14 protein-coding genes and 1 pseudogene are annotated in these 15,033 nt (G+C 71.0%); 10 read left to right on the top strand and 5 right to left on the bottom strand.

Annotation, left to right across the window (positions count from 1 at the left end; all coding sequences use genetic code 11):
- Positions 1-126 precede the first annotated feature (126 nt).
- Entirely contained in the window at positions 127-2,055 is a 1,929-nt protein-coding gene (locus ACGFWE_RS16610; RefSeq protein ID WP_393600304.1) for a 2-oxoacid:acceptor oxidoreductase subunit alpha, read from the top strand.
- Positions 2,048-3,127: a 2-oxoacid:ferredoxin oxidoreductase subunit beta gene (locus ACGFWE_RS16605; RefSeq protein WP_352390640.1), complete on the top strand. Its 1,080-nt coding sequence runs from the start codon at positions 2,048-2,050 to the stop codon at positions 3,125-3,127. The genes ACGFWE_RS16610 and ACGFWE_RS16605 overlap by 8 nt, the downstream gene beginning before the upstream one ends.
- Before the next feature lie 102 nt (positions 3,128-3,229).
- On the opposite strand, the gene ACGFWE_RS16600 is transcribed toward ACGFWE_RS16605, so the two are convergent.
- Positions 3,230-3,616 carry a winged helix-turn-helix transcriptional regulator gene (locus tag ACGFWE_RS16600; protein ID WP_393600303.1) on the bottom strand — a complete coding sequence of 129 codons (387 nt, stop codon included), beginning with the start codon at positions 3,614-3,616 and terminating at the stop codon, positions 3,230-3,232.
- Between the two features lie 91 nt (positions 3,617-3,707).
- On the opposite strand from ACGFWE_RS16600, the gene ACGFWE_RS16595 reads away from it, so the two are divergent.
- Positions 3,708-4,562, top strand: a complete 855-nt coding sequence (locus tag ACGFWE_RS16595) for an SDR family oxidoreductase (protein ID WP_352390642.1) — start codon at positions 3,708-3,710, stop codon at positions 4,560-4,562.
- A gap of 128 nt (positions 4,563-4,690) precedes the next feature.
- Positions 4,691-5,695 carry an EamA family transporter RarD gene (gene rarD, locus ACGFWE_RS16590; RefSeq protein ID WP_393600302.1) on the top strand — a complete coding sequence of 335 codons (1,005 nt, stop codon included), beginning with the start codon at positions 4,691-4,693 and terminating at the stop codon, positions 5,693-5,695.
- Positions 5,696-5,775: 80 nt separating this feature from the next.
- On the opposite strand, the pseudogene ACGFWE_RS16585 reads toward rarD, so the two are convergent.
- Positions 5,776-6,855 (bottom strand): annotated as a pseudogene (locus ACGFWE_RS16585) (MFS transporter); the annotation flags it as partial.
- A 164-nt stretch (positions 6,856-7,019) separates the two neighbouring features.
- On the opposite strand from ACGFWE_RS16585, the gene ACGFWE_RS16580 reads away from it, so the two are divergent.
- The 3 genes from ACGFWE_RS16580 (at position 7,020) to ACGFWE_RS16570 (ending at position 9,045) form a co-directional block, all read left to right on the top strand.
- Positions 7,020-7,451 (top strand): helix-turn-helix domain-containing protein, encoded by a 432-nt coding sequence (locus ACGFWE_RS16580; RefSeq protein ID WP_352390644.1) that lies wholly within the window; start codon positions 7,020-7,022, stop codon positions 7,449-7,451.
- Between the two features lie 39 nt (positions 7,452-7,490).
- Complete coding sequence (locus tag ACGFWE_RS16575) at positions 7,491-7,943, top strand: VOC family protein (protein WP_352390645.1); 453 nt, start codon at positions 7,491-7,493, stop codon at positions 7,941-7,943.
- Positions 7,944-8,094: 151 nt separating this feature from the next.
- Positions 8,095-9,045: a M28 family metallopeptidase gene (locus tag ACGFWE_RS16570; RefSeq protein ID WP_352390646.1), complete on the top strand. Its 951-nt coding sequence runs from the start codon at positions 8,095-8,097 to the stop codon at positions 9,043-9,045.
- A gap of 15 nt (positions 9,046-9,060) precedes the next feature.
- Here the strand turns inward: ACGFWE_RS16570 and ACGFWE_RS16565 are convergent, their stop codons facing one another.
- Complete coding sequence (locus ACGFWE_RS16565; protein ID WP_393600301.1) at positions 9,061-10,554, bottom strand: hypothetical protein; 1,494 nt, start codon at positions 10,552-10,554, stop codon at positions 9,061-9,063.
- Between the two features lie 161 nt (positions 10,555-10,715).
- Between ACGFWE_RS16565 and ACGFWE_RS16560 the strand changes: the two genes are divergently transcribed.
- The 3 genes from ACGFWE_RS16560 to ACGFWE_RS16550 all read left to right on the top strand — a co-directional run bounded on the left by ACGFWE_RS16560 (position 10,716) and on the right by ACGFWE_RS16550 (position 13,170).
- The gene (locus ACGFWE_RS16560; protein ID WP_352390648.1) at positions 10,716-11,180 is read left to right on the top strand and encodes a DUF6668 family protein; all 465 of its coding nucleotides are present in this window, start codon (positions 10,716-10,718) and stop codon (positions 11,178-11,180) included.
- 16 nt (positions 11,181-11,196) lie between these two features.
- Positions 11,197-12,498: an amidase gene (locus ACGFWE_RS16555; protein WP_393600300.1), complete on the top strand. Its 1,302-nt coding sequence runs from the start codon at positions 11,197-11,199 to the stop codon at positions 12,496-12,498.
- Between the two features lie 81 nt (positions 12,499-12,579).
- Positions 12,580-13,170, top strand: a complete 591-nt coding sequence (locus tag ACGFWE_RS16550) for an NAD(P)H-dependent oxidoreductase (protein WP_352390650.1) — start codon at positions 12,580-12,582, stop codon at positions 13,168-13,170.
- On the opposite strand, the gene ACGFWE_RS16545 is transcribed toward ACGFWE_RS16550, so the two are convergent.
- Both ACGFWE_RS16545 and ACGFWE_RS16540 read right to left on the bottom strand, forming a co-directional pair.
- Positions 13,160-14,047 carry an ABC transporter permease subunit gene (locus ACGFWE_RS16545; protein WP_352390651.1) on the bottom strand — a complete coding sequence of 296 codons (888 nt, stop codon included), beginning with the start codon at positions 14,045-14,047 and terminating at the stop codon, positions 13,160-13,162. The genes ACGFWE_RS16550 and ACGFWE_RS16545 overlap by 11 nt on opposite strands.
- Positions 14,034-15,032 carry an ABC transporter ATP-binding protein gene (locus ACGFWE_RS16540; protein ID WP_393600299.1) on the bottom strand — a complete coding sequence of 333 codons (999 nt, stop codon included), beginning with the start codon at positions 15,030-15,032 and terminating at the stop codon, positions 14,034-14,036. Before ACGFWE_RS16540 ends, ACGFWE_RS16545 begins: the two co-directional genes overlap by 14 nt.
- Position 15,033: the final 1 nt, after the last annotated feature.

The raw sequence follows: 15,033 nt of genomic DNA, 5'->3' as shown, positions 1-15,033 counted from the left end.
GTCTCAAAACGACGTCCATCATGCGAATGGCCGAGGGAAGGCGACCCCTGCGGTCGTAGGGTTGATCCTGGGAAGGCCTGCGGGAAGGCCGCTCCCGAACAGCCGCCCAGAGGGAGGTCCAGTTCAGTGACCAGTCAGGTCAGCAGCCCAGCGGAGCAGGCCGACGAAGCCGTCGTGGGAGAGCAGCGCAAAGAGGCCGGCGTGAAGGACGTCCGCCGCCTCGACCGGGTGATCATTCGTTTCGCGGGCGACTCCGGTGACGGGATGCAGCTCACCGGGGACCGTTTCACCTCGGAGACCGCGTCCTTCGGCAACGACCTGTCCACCCTTCCCAACTTCCCCGCCGAGATCCGGGCCCCTGCCGGAACCCTGCCGGGTGTCTCCTCCTTCCAGTTGCACTTCGCCGACCACGACATCCTCACGCCGGGTGACGCGCCCAACGTGCTCGTGGCCATGAACCCGGCCGCGCTCAAGGCCAACATCGCCGATCTGCCGCGCGGCGCGGAGATCATCGTCAACACGGACGAGTTCACCAAACGGGCGATGCAGAAAGTGGGGTACGCGGCCTCGCCGCTGGAGGATGGCTCGCTCGACGGGTACAGCCTTCATCCGGTCCCCCTGACCACGCTGACCGTCGAGGCCCTCAAGGATTTCGACCTCAGTCGCAAGGAGGCCGAGCGCAGCAAGAACATGTTCGCGCTCGGCCTCTTGTCGTGGATGTACCACCGGCCCACCGAGGGCACGGAGAAGTTCCTGCGGACGAAGTTCGCGAGGAAGCCGGAGATCGCCGAGGCGAACCTGGCGGCCTTCCGGGCGGGCTGGAACTTCGGCGAGACCACCGAGGACTTCGCCGTCTCCTACGAGATCGCCCCGGCCACGAAGGCCTTCCCGGTCGGCACGTACCGCAACATCTCCGGGAACCTCGCCCTGTCCTACGGGCTGGTCGCCGCGTCCCGCCAGGCGGACCTGCCGCTGTTCCTGGGCTCGTACCCGATCACCCCGGCCTCGGACATCCTGCACGAGCTGAGCAAGCACAAGAACTTCGGCGTACGGACCTTCCAGGCCGAGGACGAGATCGCGGGGATCGGCGCGGCCCTGGGCGCGGCCTTCGGCGGCTCGCTCGCGGTGACGACGACCTCCGGTCCGGGCGTGGCCCTGAAGTCGGAGACGATCGGGCTCGCGGTCTCCCTGGAGCTGCCGCTTCTCGTCATCGACATCCAGAGAGGCGGCCCGTCGACCGGTCTGCCGACCAAGACCGAGCAGGCGGACCTGCTGCAGGCGATGTTCGGGCGCAACGGCGAGGCGCCGGTGCCGATCGTCGCCCCCTGCACCCCGGCCGACTGCTTCGACGCGGCGCTGGAGGCGGCCCGGATCGCGCTGGCGTACCGCACACCGGTGATGCTGCTGTCGGACGGCTACCTGGCCAACGGCTCGGAACCCTGGCGGATCCCGGAGCTGGACGAACTCCCGGACCTGACCGTGCAGTTCGCGCAGGGGCCGAACCACACCCTGGACGACGGCACAGAGGTCTTCTGGCCCTACAAGCGCGACCCGCAGACCCTCGCCCGCCCCTGGGCCGTTCCCGGCACACCCGGTCTCGAACACCGCATCGGCGGGATCGAGAAGGAGGACGGGTCGGGCAACATCTCCTACGCCCCGGCCAACCACGACTTCATGGTCCGCACCCGCCAGGCCAAGATCGACGGCATCGACGTACCGGATCTGGAAGTGGACGATCCGCACGAGGCGCGCACGCTGGTGCTGGGCTGGGGATCGACGTACGGCCCCATCACGGCGGCGGTACGGCGCCTGCGGACGGCCGGCGAGTCGATCGCGCAGGCCCACCTGCGCCACCTCAACCCCTTCCCGCGCAACCTGGGCGCGGTGCTGAAGGCGTACGACAAGGTCGTCATCCCCGAGATGAACCTCGGGCAGCTCGCCACCCTGGTCCGGGCGAAGTACCTGGTCGACGCGCACAGCTACAACCAGGTCAACGGTATGCCGTTCAAGGCCGAACAGCTCGCCACGGCTCTCAAGGAGGCCATCGATGGCTGAGACGTCCACGGAAGGCACGGGCACGATCGAGGCACTCTCGCTCGTCCCCAAGGCCGAGGGCCGCCAGAGCATGAAGGACTTCAAGAGCGACCAGGAAGTCCGCTGGTGCCCCGGCTGCGGTGACTACGCGATCCTCGCGGCGGTCCAGGGCTTCATGCCGGAGCTGGGACTGGCCAAGGAGAACATCGTCTTCGTCTCGGGCATCGGCTGCTCGTCGCGGTTCCCGTACTACATGAACACGTACGGCATGCACTCCATCCACGGGCGGGCACCGGCGATCGCGACGGGGCTGGCCGCGAGCAGGCGGGACCTGAGCGTGTGGGTCGTCACCGGCGACGGCGACGCGCTGTCCATCGGCGGCAACCACCTGATCCACGCCCTGCGGCGGAACGTGAACCTGAAGATCCTGCTGTTCAACAACCGGATCTACGGCCTGACGAAGGGCCAGTACTCCCCCACCTCCGAGGTCGGCAAGATCACGAAGTCGACGCCGATGGGGTCGCTGGACGCCCCCTTCAACCCGGTGTCCCTGGCCATCGGCGCGGAGGCGTCCTTCGTGGCGCGGACGGTGGACTCGGACCGCAAGCACCTCACCTCGGTGCTGCGGCAGGCGGCGGCCCACCCCGGCACCGCGCTGATCGAGATCTACCAGAACTGCAACATCTTCAACGACGGCGCGTTCGAGGCGTTGAAGGACAAGCAGCAAGCCGAGGAGGCGGTGATCCGGCTGGAACACGGTCAGCCGATCCGCTTCGGCACCGACCTGTCCAAGGGCGTGGTCCGGGACGCGGCGACGGGTGACCTGAAGGTGGTGCCGGTGACGGCGTCGAACGAGGCGGAGATCGTCGTCCACGACGCGCACGCGTCGTCCCCGACGACCGCCTTCGCCCTGTCCCGCCTGGCCGACCCGGACACGCTCCACCACACCCCGATCGGGGTGTTCCGCTCGGTGGACCGGCCGGTGTACGACACGCAGATGGCGGACCAACTGGACGCCGCGATCGAGCAGAACGGCAAGGGGGACCTGGGGGCGTTGCTGGCGGGTGGGGACACCTGGACGGTCGTGGGCTGACGCTTCTCCCGCGCATGCGCGGGGCCTGGATGCCATACGGCGTCCAGGCCCCGCGCATGTCAGCCGTCGGGGTGCCCACGTCGGGGTACCCGAAGGGAGCGCTCAGGTCTGCTTCTTCGCCGCGTCGTACGCCTCCCGGGCCTCCTGCACCGACTCCATCCGCTTGGCCGTCCACTCCGCCAGCCCCCGCACCTGTTCCGCTGCCTCGCGGCCGAGGGTGGTCAGGGAGTAGTCGACTCGGGGTGGGATCACCGGTTTGGCGTCGCGGTGGACCAGGCCGTCGCGTTCCAGGGTCTGGAGGGTCTGGGTCAGCATCTTCTCGCTCACCCGGCCGATCGCCCGGCGGAGTTCGCTGAAGCGGTGCGGGCGGTCCAGGAGCTGGATCAGGACCAGGACACCCCAGCGGCTCGTCACGTGTTCCAGGACGAGGCGGTGGGGGCACATCGCCTCGCCGGCGGAGATCACAGGGTTCGCTGCACTTACTGCCATGCCAGTACCTTACTTCAAAGTGGGTACTTTCCAAGAGTTAGCGCTCCACCTATGGTTAGTGTCACCGCACCCCACAAGGAGATCGCACATCATGAGCATCGTCGTCACCGGAGCCACCGGAAACCTCGGCCGTCACGTCGTCGAGCAGCTGCTCGAGAAGGTTCCGGCCGAGCAGGTCACCGCCGTCGTCCGCACCCCGGAGAAGGCCGCCGACTTCGCGGCGAAGGGCGTGAAGATAGCGGTCGCCGACTACAACGCCCCCGAGACCTTCGACAAGGTCTTCGCGGCCGGCGACAAGGTGCTGCTGATCTCCGGCAACGAGTTCGACAAGGGCCGCCCCGCCCAGCACCAGGTCGTCATCGAGGCCGCCAAGGCCGCGGGCGTCGCGCTCCTCGCCTACACCAGCGCACCCGGCACCCTGACCGCCGCGCTCGCCGACGACCACCGGGCCACCGAGGAGGCCCTGCTCGCCTCCGGTCTGCCCTACTCGCTGCTGCGCAACGGCTGGTACAACGAGAACTACACCGAGAACCTCGCCCCCGTCCTGGAGTACAACGCGGTCGTCCAGGCCGCCGGTGACGGCCGTGTCTCCTCCGCCTCGCGCGCCGACTACGCGGCCGCCGCCGTGGCCGTGCTGACCGGCGAGGGGCACGAGAACACGACGTACGAGCTCGGTGGCGACGAGCCCTGGGGCTTCGCCGAGTACGCGGCCGAGCTGAGCAGGCAGACCGGCAAGGAGATCGTCTACAACGCCGTGTCCGTCGACGACTACATCGGGATCCTGACCGGTGCCGGGCTGCCCGCCCCCTTCGCCGCGACCCTCGCCGGCGTCGACGCCTCCATCGAGAAGGGCGAGCTGGTCGTCACCTCCGGCGACCTGGCCCGGCTGACCGGCCGTCCGGCCACCCCGATCGCCGCGTCGATCGAGGCCGCGCTCAAGGGCTGATACTCCCCCAACGGGCCCTTGGGCGCTCCACCCTCGGCTGTCATGACCGTATAGCGATACGGGCATGACAGCCGGGGGTGCTCGGCGTTACCTTCGTGCAGGCGAGGACGGTGCGAGGAGGAGAGTCCGTGAAGTCGAGGGGCGAGCGGCACATAGGTCTGCTGAACGGCTTCGCCGCGTACGGAATGTGGGGGCTCGTGCCCCTGTTCTGGCCGCTGCTCAAGCCCGCCGGGGCCGCCGAGATCCTCGCCCACCGGATGGTGTGGTCGCTCGTCTTCGTGGCCGTCGCGCTCGTCGTCGTACGGCGCCGGGCGTGGGCCGGTGAGCTGCTGCGGCAGCCCCGGAAGCTGGCGCTGATCACCGTGGCCGCCGCCGTCATCACCGTGAACTGGGGCGTCTACATCTGGGCCGTCAACAGCGGTCACGTGGTCGAGGCCTCGCTCGGGTACTTCATCAATCCGCTGGTCACCATCGCGATGGGTGTACTGCTGCTCAAGGAGCGGCTGCGGCGCGTGCAGTGGGCGGCGGTCGGGATCGGGGCCGCCGCGGTGCTCGTCCTCACCGTCGGATACGGCCGGCCCCCGTGGATCTCCCTCACGCTCGCCTTCTCCTTCGCCACCTACGGCCTGGTCAAGAAGAAGGTGAACCTCGGCGGGGTCGAGTCGCTGGCCGCCGAGACCGCGATCCAGTTCCTGCCCGCGCTCGGCTATCTGCTGTGGCTGAGCTCGCGGGACGACCTCAGCTTCGCCTCCGAGGGCCCGGGGCACGCGGCGCTGCTCGCCTCGACCGGCATCGTCACCGCGCTCCCCCTGGTCTGCTTCGGCGCGGCGGCGATCCGCGTGCCGCTGTCCACGCTGGGACTGCTCCAGTACATGGCCCCGGTCTTCCAGTTCCTGCTCGGTATCTTCTACTTCCACGAGGCCATGCCACCGGAGCGCTGGGCCGGATTCTCGCTGGTCTGGTTGGCGTTGACGCTGCTCACCTGGGACGCCCTGCGCACCGCGCGGACGCTCAGGAGGGAGATCAACAGGCCCAGCACCACCATGACCACGGGTACGGTCAGCGCCGTACGGAAGGCAGAGAGCCTGGCCTCGGCACCGGAGCCGCCGGCCTCGCCCGCCGCCAGGCCGTAGACGGCGGTCACCGCCGAGATTCCGATCGCCGAGCCGAACTGGGTCGCCGTGTGCAGCAGCCCGCCCGCCAGGCCCTGCTCCGACTCGGCGACCCCGTCCGTCGCCGCGATCGTCAGCGGCCCGTACGCCAGCGCGAAGGCGATGCCCGCGATGAACAGCGTCGGCAGCATCGCCAGATAGGGCCAGTCCATGCCGACCGGCAGGAAGAGGCCGTAGGCGAGCACCGCCAGCAGGAAGCCGCCGACGATCACGCGCGCGTTGCCGAAGCGGGCGACGAGCCGCGGCGTGAGGGTGGGCGCGAGGACCGCGTCGCAGCCCATGATCACCAGGGCGATCGCGGTCTGCACCGAGGACCAGCCGCGCAGTTCCTGGAGATAGAGCGTCACCACGAACTGGAAGCCGAAGAAGGCCCCGACGAACAGCAGCGCCCCGAGGTCGGCCCGCACGACCGGACCCGTGCGCAGGAGCCCCAGCCGCACCAGCGGATGCGCGGCCCGGCGTTCCACGGCCACGAAGGCGGCCCCGAGCAGCAACGCCCCGAGGGCGGACGCCGCCGTCGACCGCCACGCGTCCAGACCGTGTTCCAGACGTACGACGGTGTAGGCGGCCAGCAGCATGGCGCCGGCGGCGGTGAGGGTGCCGGGGAGGTCGAAGCCGTGTCCGGTCGGGGGTGCGGTCACCGGGCGCGGGATCAGCCGGAAGGCCGCGAGGAGCAGGGCGCCGGCCATCAGCACCGGTGCGAAGAACACCCAGCGCCAGCCCAGCGCGGTGAGCAGGCCGCCGATCACCAGGCCGAGCGAGAAGCCGCCGGCGCCGGTGCCGGCGAAGACCAGCAGGGCCTTGTTGCGCTGCGGGCCCTCCGGGTAGGACGTGGTGATCAGGGACAGCGCGGCCGGGGTCATGAAGGCGGCGGAGACACCGGTGACGAAGCGGGCGACGACCAGCATCCAGCCTTCGGTCGCGAGACCGCCGAGGCCGGAGAAGGCGAGGAAGACCGTCAGCGAGAGCAGGAACATCCGGCGGCGGCCCAGCAGGTCGGCCGCGCGCCCGCCGAGCAGCGTGAAGCCGGCGTAACCGAGCACGTAGGCGCTCATCACCCAGGCCGCGGTGTCGGTCGCGAGCCCCAGGTCGGACCGGATCGAGGGGATCGCGACGGCCATCATCGCGATGTCGGCGCCCTCCAGGAAGATCGTTCCGCAGAGGACGAGCAGCAGCGCCCAGGCGCGTGCGCCCATGACAACACTCCATGGATAGGGGGGAGTTACCGGCTCGAGGGTCGGTTTCCTCTTGTAACCGCTCCCAGCCTCGGGCAGCATCGACGGACATGGAAGAAGGCACTTCGAAGTCACCGAGTAACTGCGCGGGCACCGACTACGGCGACACCGATCCCTTCCAGTGGGACACCCGCGAGGACTGCCAGGTACGGCAGATCCTCGACCGGGTCGCCGACAAGTGGTCCCTGCTCGTCATCGCCCTGCTGGAGAACCGGCGCCTGCGCTTCACCGAACTGCGCCGGGAGATCGACGGGGTCAGCCAGCGGATGCTGACGGTGACCCTGCGCTCGCTGGAGCGGGACGGGCTGGTGAAGAGGACGGTCCATCCGGTCGTACCACCCCGGGTGGAGTACGAACTGACCCCGCTCGGCGGCACCCTGCACGCGACGATCCGCTCGCTGGTGACCTGGACCGAGGCCCACCAGGAGGAGATCGCGGCGGCAAGGTCGGCGTACGACAGCCGGGCGGCCGAAGCGGTGTGAACGGGGCCGCTGTCAGTGCGCACCGCTATAAGTGACGGCATGACACCCGTGCACTGGAAAGTCGTGATCGACGCCGAGGACCCGCACGCCCAGGCCGACTTCTGGGCCGCCGCACTGCGGTACACGACCGAGGACAACGACGCCCTGATCCAGCGGCTGCTGGAGCTCGGTGCCCTGCCGCGCGAGGGCACCGTCGAGTACCACGGCCGTCTGGCCTTCCGGGATCTGGTCGCCGTACGGCATCCGGACGACCCGTACGACAAGGACAGCGGCACCGGTCTGGGGCGGCGGCTGCTCTTCCAGCGCGTACCGGAGCCGAAGACCGTCAAGAACCGGCTCCATCTGGATCTGCACCCCGGGGAGGGCAGCCGCTCGGCCGAGGTGGAGCGGCTGACGGGGCTCGGGGCGCGTGTGCTGCGCGAGGTGCGGGAGCGGGGCGGTGAATGGGTGGTGATGGCGGATCCGGAGGGCAATGAGTTCTGCGTGCAATGAGACCGTGAGAGCCGTGGGGTCCGTTATGCGAACGGGCCTGACCGGATTCCGCCCTTGACGGAGAGTCAACCTCAGCTTCACCATCCAGGCACCCATTCGCTGTGGAATCCCTGTGACTTCAGGGGTTCCCACGGAATTCGGAGCCCCCCACATGAAGCTCTCGGTTCCCGGACGCGTCGCGGCCACCGCCGTCGTCGCCACCGTCTCCCTCCTGGCCGGCGGATCCATAGCCGGCGCGGCCCCCGCGGGACAGCCCGCGGTGGCCGCGGCCCCGGACATCCCGGTGGCCAACGTGAAGGCGCATCTGGCCCAGCTCCAGTCCATCGCCACCGCCAACGGCGGCAACCGCGCGCACGGCCGCACCGGCTACAAGGCCTCGCTCGACTACGTCAAGGCCAAGCTGGACGCCGCCGGATTCACCACGACAATCCAGCAGTTCACCTCGTCCGGCCGCACCGGCTACAACCTGATCGCGGACTGGCCGGGCGGTGACACCAGCCAGGTGGTCATGTCCGGCTCGCACCTCGACAGCGTGACGGCGGGCGCGGGCATCAACGACAACGGCTCCGGTTCGGCGGCCGTCCTGGAGACCGCGCTCGCCGTGTCCCGGGCCGGCTACCAGCCCACCAAGCATCTGAGATTCGCCTGGTGGGGCGCGGAGGAGCTGGGCATGGTCGGCTCCCGTTACTACGTCAACCGCCTGGCCACCACGGACCGTTCGCGGATCAGCGGCTACCTCAACTTCGACATGATCGGCTCGCCGAACCCCGGCTACTTCGTCTACGACGACGACCCGGCGATCGAGAAGACCTTCAAGGCGTACTACGCCGGCCTCGGCGTCCCGACCGAGATCGAGACCGAGGGCGACGGCCGCTCCGACCACGCGCCGTTCAAGAACGCGGGCGTGCCGGTGGGCGGGCTGTTCAGCGGCGCCGACTACGTCAAGACGGCGGCGCAGGCGGCCAAGTGGGGCGGTACCTCGGGGCTGGCCTTCGACCGCTGCTACCACTCGTCGTGCGACACCACGGCCAACATCAACGACACCGCCCTGGACCGCAACAGTGACGCGGTGGCGTACGCGGTGTGGGAGCTGTCGCGGTAACAGCCCTTCCCCGGGCTACTGGCCCGCGTTCCGGGCGCGTTCCGCGAGGCGGAGCATCCGGGTGCGGGCCGACTCCAGCTTGTCGGGTTCCTCGGCCGCCGGGCCCTCCCCGGCGGCCAGGTCCGTCCACAGGGTGACCAGGTCGCGGCCGAGCTCCAGGCCCCGCAGCGGATCCCGTACGGCCTTCCACGCGGTGGCCGCGCTCTGTACGTTGCCGTAGGCCGCCTCGGCGTCTCCGGCGCGGTGGTGGATGCCGGCCAGGTCGAGGGAGATCTCCGCGGCCTGTACGGGCTCGCCGCCCAAGTAGGCGATGTACGCGGCGAGTTCACGTACCCGCAGCACATCGGGGTGCTCGGCGCCCAGGGTCTGCGACGCCTCGCCCACGACGCGCTCCGCCAACTCGGCGGCCACGTCCGTCCGCCCCTCGCGCACGGCCTCGCTGATCCGTCCGACCGGCTCCGCGAGCACCGCGCCCTCGTCGACCACCAGCCCCTCCCCCAGGACGGCTTCGGCCACGGCGTCGAACCCTCGCACGGGCGTCGGCCGGGGACCGGGATCGTCCAGGAGGGGGACCGGGTCGATGAGGGGGGCGGCGGCCCGGGGAGCGGGCGAGACCGACGGAAGCGGCCGAGGCACGACGGCGGCGAAGCCGGCTGTCGGCAGGGGCAGGGGCCTGGGTTCTGGAACGGGGCCGGCCTGGGGGGTCGGAGCAGCGGTGTCGGACGGTGGTGGGGTGGGCGTGTCTGCCGGGTCGGGCTTCGCCCAGGCGGGGGTACGGACCGGACCGGACGGCGGCGGAGCCGGTGTCCGGGGCAGGGGGCCGGGCGTGTAGGTGGGGTCGGTCGGGGACAGTGGGGCCGGGGTGGAGGCCGGGTCGGTGTCCATCACGGGGGGCGGGCCGAACTGGCCCGTCGGGGGCAGGGCCGTCCCGGGGGCCGGAGCCGAGCCGGTGGTCCGGGAGTCCGGCAGCTGTCGTAGCACCTGGGTCGGGAACGGTTCGGCGTCCACCGGCCGCGACTCGGGCAGGTTCCGCATCCGGAAGGTGGGGGCCGGGTCGGGGTCGTCCTGTGTGTGCGCGGGGGCCGGGGACGGCCAAGACGTCTCCGCCGGGTCCTCGGTCGCGGGGGGCGGGGACGGCCAAAGCTTCTCCGCCGGGTCCTCCGGCGCGGGGACCGCGGAAGGCCAGGGCGTCTCCGCCGGGTCCTGGGGCACGGCAAGCGGCATCCTTACCGGCTCCGCCGTGAAGCGGCTGGCGCCGTCCGTCGCGACTTCCAGGGGGACCACGTAACCGATGCGGGCATCATGGATCGCGGCGTGGACGGCGTGGCCGGCGGCGAGGGCGAGATGGTGGAGGTGGGTCAGGACGGTCTGGTGGAGTTCCTCGCCGGGCGGCGCGGTGACCTGTGTTCCGGCCACCGTCGCGGACTCACCCGTCAGGGGGACGCGGACGTCGATCGGGGTGGCCCCCCGCTGCTGGTCCCGCTTCTTGTCGCGGCTGAGTCGAGACATCTCATCCCTCACGGTCGTGCACGTACTGTCGAGTCTCTCCGCTCGCCCCCGGTTCTCACGTCACCGTGATGTCACAGGCCTGTTCCGAACGGGCGGGGCGGGCGGGATGACAGGATCCAAGCGCGGTCAGGCGAACTGACGTGCGGCGAGAGGCGGAGAGCGTGCAGCAGGGGCCGGAGATCTGGATCCGCGGGCCGGTGGCCCCGACCGGGAGGCGGTTCGCGTGGGTCGGCACGCACGGCGGTGCCGGCGTCTCCACCCTGGCCGCCGTCTACGGCGGTCACGACAGCGGACGCGACTGGCCGGGCCCCGGTGACCCCGCCTCCGTCCTGCTCGTCGCCCGTACGCACGCCGCGGGCCTGCTCGCCGCCCGCCGCACTCTGGAGCTGTTCCGGCGCGGGGAGCACCCGCCGGGGCTCGACCTCGACGCCGTCGTCCTCGTCGCGGACGCTCCCGGACGGCTCCCGCGCCCGCTCGCCCAGCAGGCCAAGGAGATCGAGGCCATGGTCGACGTGTACCGCGTGCCCTGGGTCCCCGCGTGGCGCCTCGGCGACCTGAACGGGACGCCCCCGCGCTCCACCGGGGCACTGGTCCGGCTCATCCGGGCCACCGCCACCACCCCATGACGGCCACCCCAGCCCCATGACGGCCACCGCCTCGCTCTCCGCCACCGAACTGGCGTCGGCGGTACGTTCGCGCGCGCTGCGGGCCGTCGACGTCGTCGCCTGCGCCCTGGAGCGGATCCGGCGGGTGGATCCCGAGCTGTGCGCGTTCGCCGAGGTGTGGGAGGAGGAGGGGCTGCGGCGGGCACGCGAGATCGACCTGCGCGTCGACGCGGGTGAGCGGCTGCCGCTCGCCGGGGTGCCGATCGGCGTGAAGGGGCGGCACGGGCTGCGCGGTGCGGCACCGCTTCTCACGGCCGGGTGCGTGCCCGTCGGCGCGACCTCCGTGCCCGGTCCCGGAACTCCCTGGCAGACCTGGGGTCTCGGCGCTCACGGCCGTACCGTCAACCCCTGGCGCGCCGACCGCACCCCGGGCGGCTCCTCGGCGGGCTCCGCGGCCGCGGTGGCCGCGGGACTCGTCCCGATGGCGACGGGGAGCGACGGGGCGGGGTCGGTACGGATCCCGGCGGCGTGGTGCGGGGTGATCGGCCTCAAGATCACGAACTCCGGCCACGCCCATGCCCCCACCGGCGGTACGAGCGCTCACCCGGATCCGACCGACCCCACTCCCGGCCCCACCCGAGCCGCCTCTCCGCGCCCCGGCCTCACCGCCCCCGGCATCCTCGTCCGCCACGCCTGTGACGCGGCCGCCTACTGGCACACGCTCGTCGGCAACGGCAACGGCGATGACGGCGACGCCCGCGAGGGCGACGGAGACGGCACGCCCGAGCCGCCCCCCGCCCTCGACGCCCGCGAGGGCGACGGAGACGGCACGCCCGAGCCGCCCCCCGCCCTTCCCGTCACCGCCGTCTGGTCCCCCGACCTCGGCTTCGCCGACCCGGACCCGGGGATCCTCCGCATCGCCCGCTCGGCGGTCGGGCGGCTGGCCGACGCCGGTGTCCTGCGGCTCACCCGGCCCCGCATCCCGCCGCGCCTGCACGACCCCGCCCCCGCCTGGCTCGCCCTGCGCACCCCGGGCTCCGACCTGCGGGAGGCCGACCGGATCCGGGCCGCCAACGACCGTCTCCTCGACGGGATCCTCACCGGCACCGACCTGCTGCTGACGCCCACGACCCCCCACCCGCCGCACGGCCACGAAGGCCCCGGCGACCGCTACTCCACCGCCCTCACCTGGGCGTTCAATCTCTCCGGGCATCCGGCCCTCAGCCTCCCGGCCGGCCTGGGCCCGGACGGCTGCCCGGTCGGACTCCAACTGGTGGCCAGGCACGGCGGCGAGGCTCTGCTGCTGGAGGTGGCGCGGGCGGCACAGGCGTGCACCTGAGACCCCCCTGGACAGATACTTGCGTACGCATATAATGCATGTGCGAGTATTCACCGTACGCCGATCAGCCGGGAGATCTCCATGACGCGCCGTTTCCTGTTCGTGCTCGGCAGCAGTCGCAGCGACGGCAACACCGAACTGCTGGCCCGCCGGGCCGCCGAGCAGCTTCCCCCTGATGTCGAGCAGCAGTGGATCGACCTCACGGAGCATCCGCTGCCCGACTTCGAGGATCTCCGGCACGACACGGACCATGTGCGTCCGACGATCGGCCACACGGCCCTGCTCTTCGACGCGACGCTCGCGGCGACGGACATCGTGATCGCCTCTCCGCTGTACTGGTACTCGGTCTCCGCGCACGTCAAGCGCTACCTCGACTACTGGTCGGGCTGGCTGCGCACGCCGGGCGTCGACTTCAAGGCGACCATGGCGGGGCGCACGCTGTGGGGTGTCACCGCACTGGCACACGAGGAGTTCGAGGTCGCCGACCCGCTGATCGGCACCCTCAACAACTCGGCCGCGTACCTGGGGATGCGCTTCGGCGGGGTGCTCCTCGGCAACGGCAGCAAGCCCGGTGACGTCCTGCGGGACACCGATGCCCTCGCCCGGGCGAAGACCTTCTTCGACCAGGAGGCTCCGCTCGCGCGGTTCCCCTACGAGCAGCTCACGCCGTGATGTCCTTCGCCATGAACCTCGCCCAGGCGGCCGAGCCGAACACCGCCGCGTACAGCGCCTGGAGGCCGAGGTTCTTCACCAGGTCGTCCCAGTAGACCGGCTCACGCATGAGGTCGGCGAAGGACAGCCAGTAGTGGGAGAAGAAGTACGGCTGGAGAGCGTGCAGTTGGGGTATCTGGTCGAGGATCTGGACCGTGATCAGCAGGCCGACCGTCGTGGCCATCGCCGCGATGCCGCTGTTCGTGAGCGTCGACACGAACAGGCCGAGGGCCGCCACACCGGTCAGTGACGCGGCCACCACCAGGGCGATCAGCAGGGCTCTTCCCAGGCCCTCGGCGAAGGTGATCTGGGTGCCGGAGATCGTCGTCAGGTCGCCGAGCGGGAAGAGGATGGCCCCCACCGTCAGTGCCGAGAGGGCGACCACGAGGGTGGCGACCAGGCAGAACGCCATCACTGTCGCGTACTTGGACAGGAGCAGCCGGGTACGGCCCGCCGGGGCGACGAGCAGATAGCGGAGGGTGCCCGCGTTGGCCTCGCCCGCGATCGCGTCGCCCGCGATGACGCCGATGGACATCGGGAGGAAGAAGGGGAGAGTCGCGGCGAGGGCGGTGAAGACGAGGAAGAGGCCGTTGTTGGTGATCTGGGAGATGAACGCGGGGCCTCCGCCACCACCGCCGGCCGCGTCGCCGTCGCCGGTCTCGATCTTCACCGCGATGCCTACGAGGATGGGGACCGCTGCGAGTACGGCCAGCAGGGCGAGGGTGCGCCAGCGGCGGAACGTGACGTGGAGTTCGTTACGGAAGAGGGTGGCTCGGAAGGTCGTACGGCGGCCACGGGCCGATGGGGGATCAAAAACGCCTGCCTCAACCCGCGACATCGAAGCCCTCCCCCGTCAGCGCGACAAAAGCGTCCTCCAGGGAGGCTCGCTCGACACCGAAGCCCCGCACGCGTACCCCAGCCGTCACCAATGCGGCGTTGACGGCGGCCAGTTCGCCTTCCGGGGGATCGGACGTCACCCGGTCCTCGGCGATGACCACATCACCGACGCCCTGTTCCTTCAGCACCCTCGCCGCGTCCGCCGTGTCCGGCGTCGTCACCACCAGCCTCCCTCTCGCCCCCGCCGCCAGCTCCGCCACCGAACCCTGGGTGATCAGGCGCCCCTGGGCCATCACCGCCGCGTGGGTGCAGACCTGCCCGATCTCGTCGAGGAGGTGGGAGGAGAGGAAGACGGTGGTGCCGTCCGAGGCCAGCTCCCGCACCAGGGAACGGATCTCGCGCATGCCCTGCGGGTCCAGGCCGTTGGTCGGTTCGTCCAGGACCAGGAGCCTGCGGGGCTGCAGGAGGGCCGCGGCCAGGCCGAGGCGCTGTTTCATGCCCAGTGAGTACGCCTTCGCCTTCTTGCCGGCGGCGGCCGCCAGGCCCACCCGGTCCAGGGCGGCCGCCACGCGCGTGTTCCGGGTGCGCGGGTCGGCGGTCGGGTCGGCGGCGTCGTAGCGGACGAGGTTGTCGCGGCCGGAGAGGAAGCCGTAGAGGGCCGGGCCCTCGATGAGCGCGCCGACGTGCGGGAGGACGGTCCGGGAGGCGCGCGGCATGGGCCGGCCGAGGACGCGCGCCGAGCCGGAGGTCGGTTCGATGAGGCCCATCAGCATGCGGATGGTGGTGGTCTTGCCCGAGCCGTTCGGGCCGAGGAAGCCGAAGACGCTGCCCGCCGGGACGGTCAGATCGAGACCGTCCACGGCGAGCTGTCCGCCGCGGAAGCGCTTGGTGAGGGCCCGGGTGTGGATGACGCTGTCACCCACACCCTCCGAAGCACCCTCGTCCGCCCCCTCCGGGTCCGGCTCCGTGGCGGACGGCTGGTCCATC

Origin of the sequence: Streptomyces sp. NPDC048523, assembly GCF_043199815.1 — a bacterium.
Taxonomy (GTDB): domain Bacteria; phylum Actinomycetota; class Actinomycetes; order Streptomycetales; family Streptomycetaceae; genus Streptomyces.
The sequence above is the reverse complement of the archived record's forward strand: the minus strand, read 5'-3'. Positions and strand labels throughout refer to the sequence as shown.

Bases quoted from the DNA above. Each gene is read 5' to 3' on its own strand.
- ACGFWE_RS16540 (WP_393600299.1), bottom strand. From the start codon at position 15,032: ATGGACCAGCCGTCCGCCACGGAGCCGGACCCGGAGGGGGCGGACGAG.
- ACGFWE_RS16555 (WP_393600300.1), top strand. From the start codon at position 11,197: ATGACGGCCACCGCCTCGCTCTCCGCCACCGAACTGGCGTCGGCGGTA.
- ACGFWE_RS16570 (WP_352390646.1), top strand. From the start codon at position 8,095: ATGAAGCTCTCGGTTCCCGGACGCGTCGCGGCCACCGCCGTCGTCGCC.
- ACGFWE_RS16595 (WP_352390642.1), top strand. From the start codon at position 3,708: ATGAGCATCGTCGTCACCGGAGCCACCGGAAACCTCGGCCGTCACGTC.
- ACGFWE_RS16550 (WP_352390650.1), top strand. From the start codon at position 12,580: ATGACGCGCCGTTTCCTGTTCGTGCTCGGCAGCAGTCGCAGCGACGGC.
- ACGFWE_RS16575 (WP_352390645.1), top strand. From the start codon at position 7,491: ATGACACCCGTGCACTGGAAAGTCGTGATCGACGCCGAGGACCCGCAC.
- ACGFWE_RS16565 (WP_393600301.1), bottom strand. From the start codon at position 10,554: ATGTCTCGACTCAGCCGCGACAAGAAGCGGGACCAGCAGCGGGGGGCC.
- ACGFWE_RS16600 (WP_393600303.1), bottom strand. From the start codon at position 3,616: ATGGCAGTAAGTGCAGCGAACCCTGTGATCTCCGCCGGCGAGGCGATG.
- ACGFWE_RS16605 (WP_352390640.1), top strand. From the start codon at position 2,048: ATGGCTGAGACGTCCACGGAAGGCACGGGCACGATCGAGGCACTCTCG.
- ACGFWE_RS16545 (WP_352390651.1), bottom strand. From the start codon at position 14,047: ATGTCGCGGGTTGAGGCAGGCGTTTTTGATCCCCCATCGGCCCGTGGC.
- ACGFWE_RS16580 (WP_352390644.1), top strand. From the start codon at position 7,020: ATGGAAGAAGGCACTTCGAAGTCACCGAGTAACTGCGCGGGCACCGAC.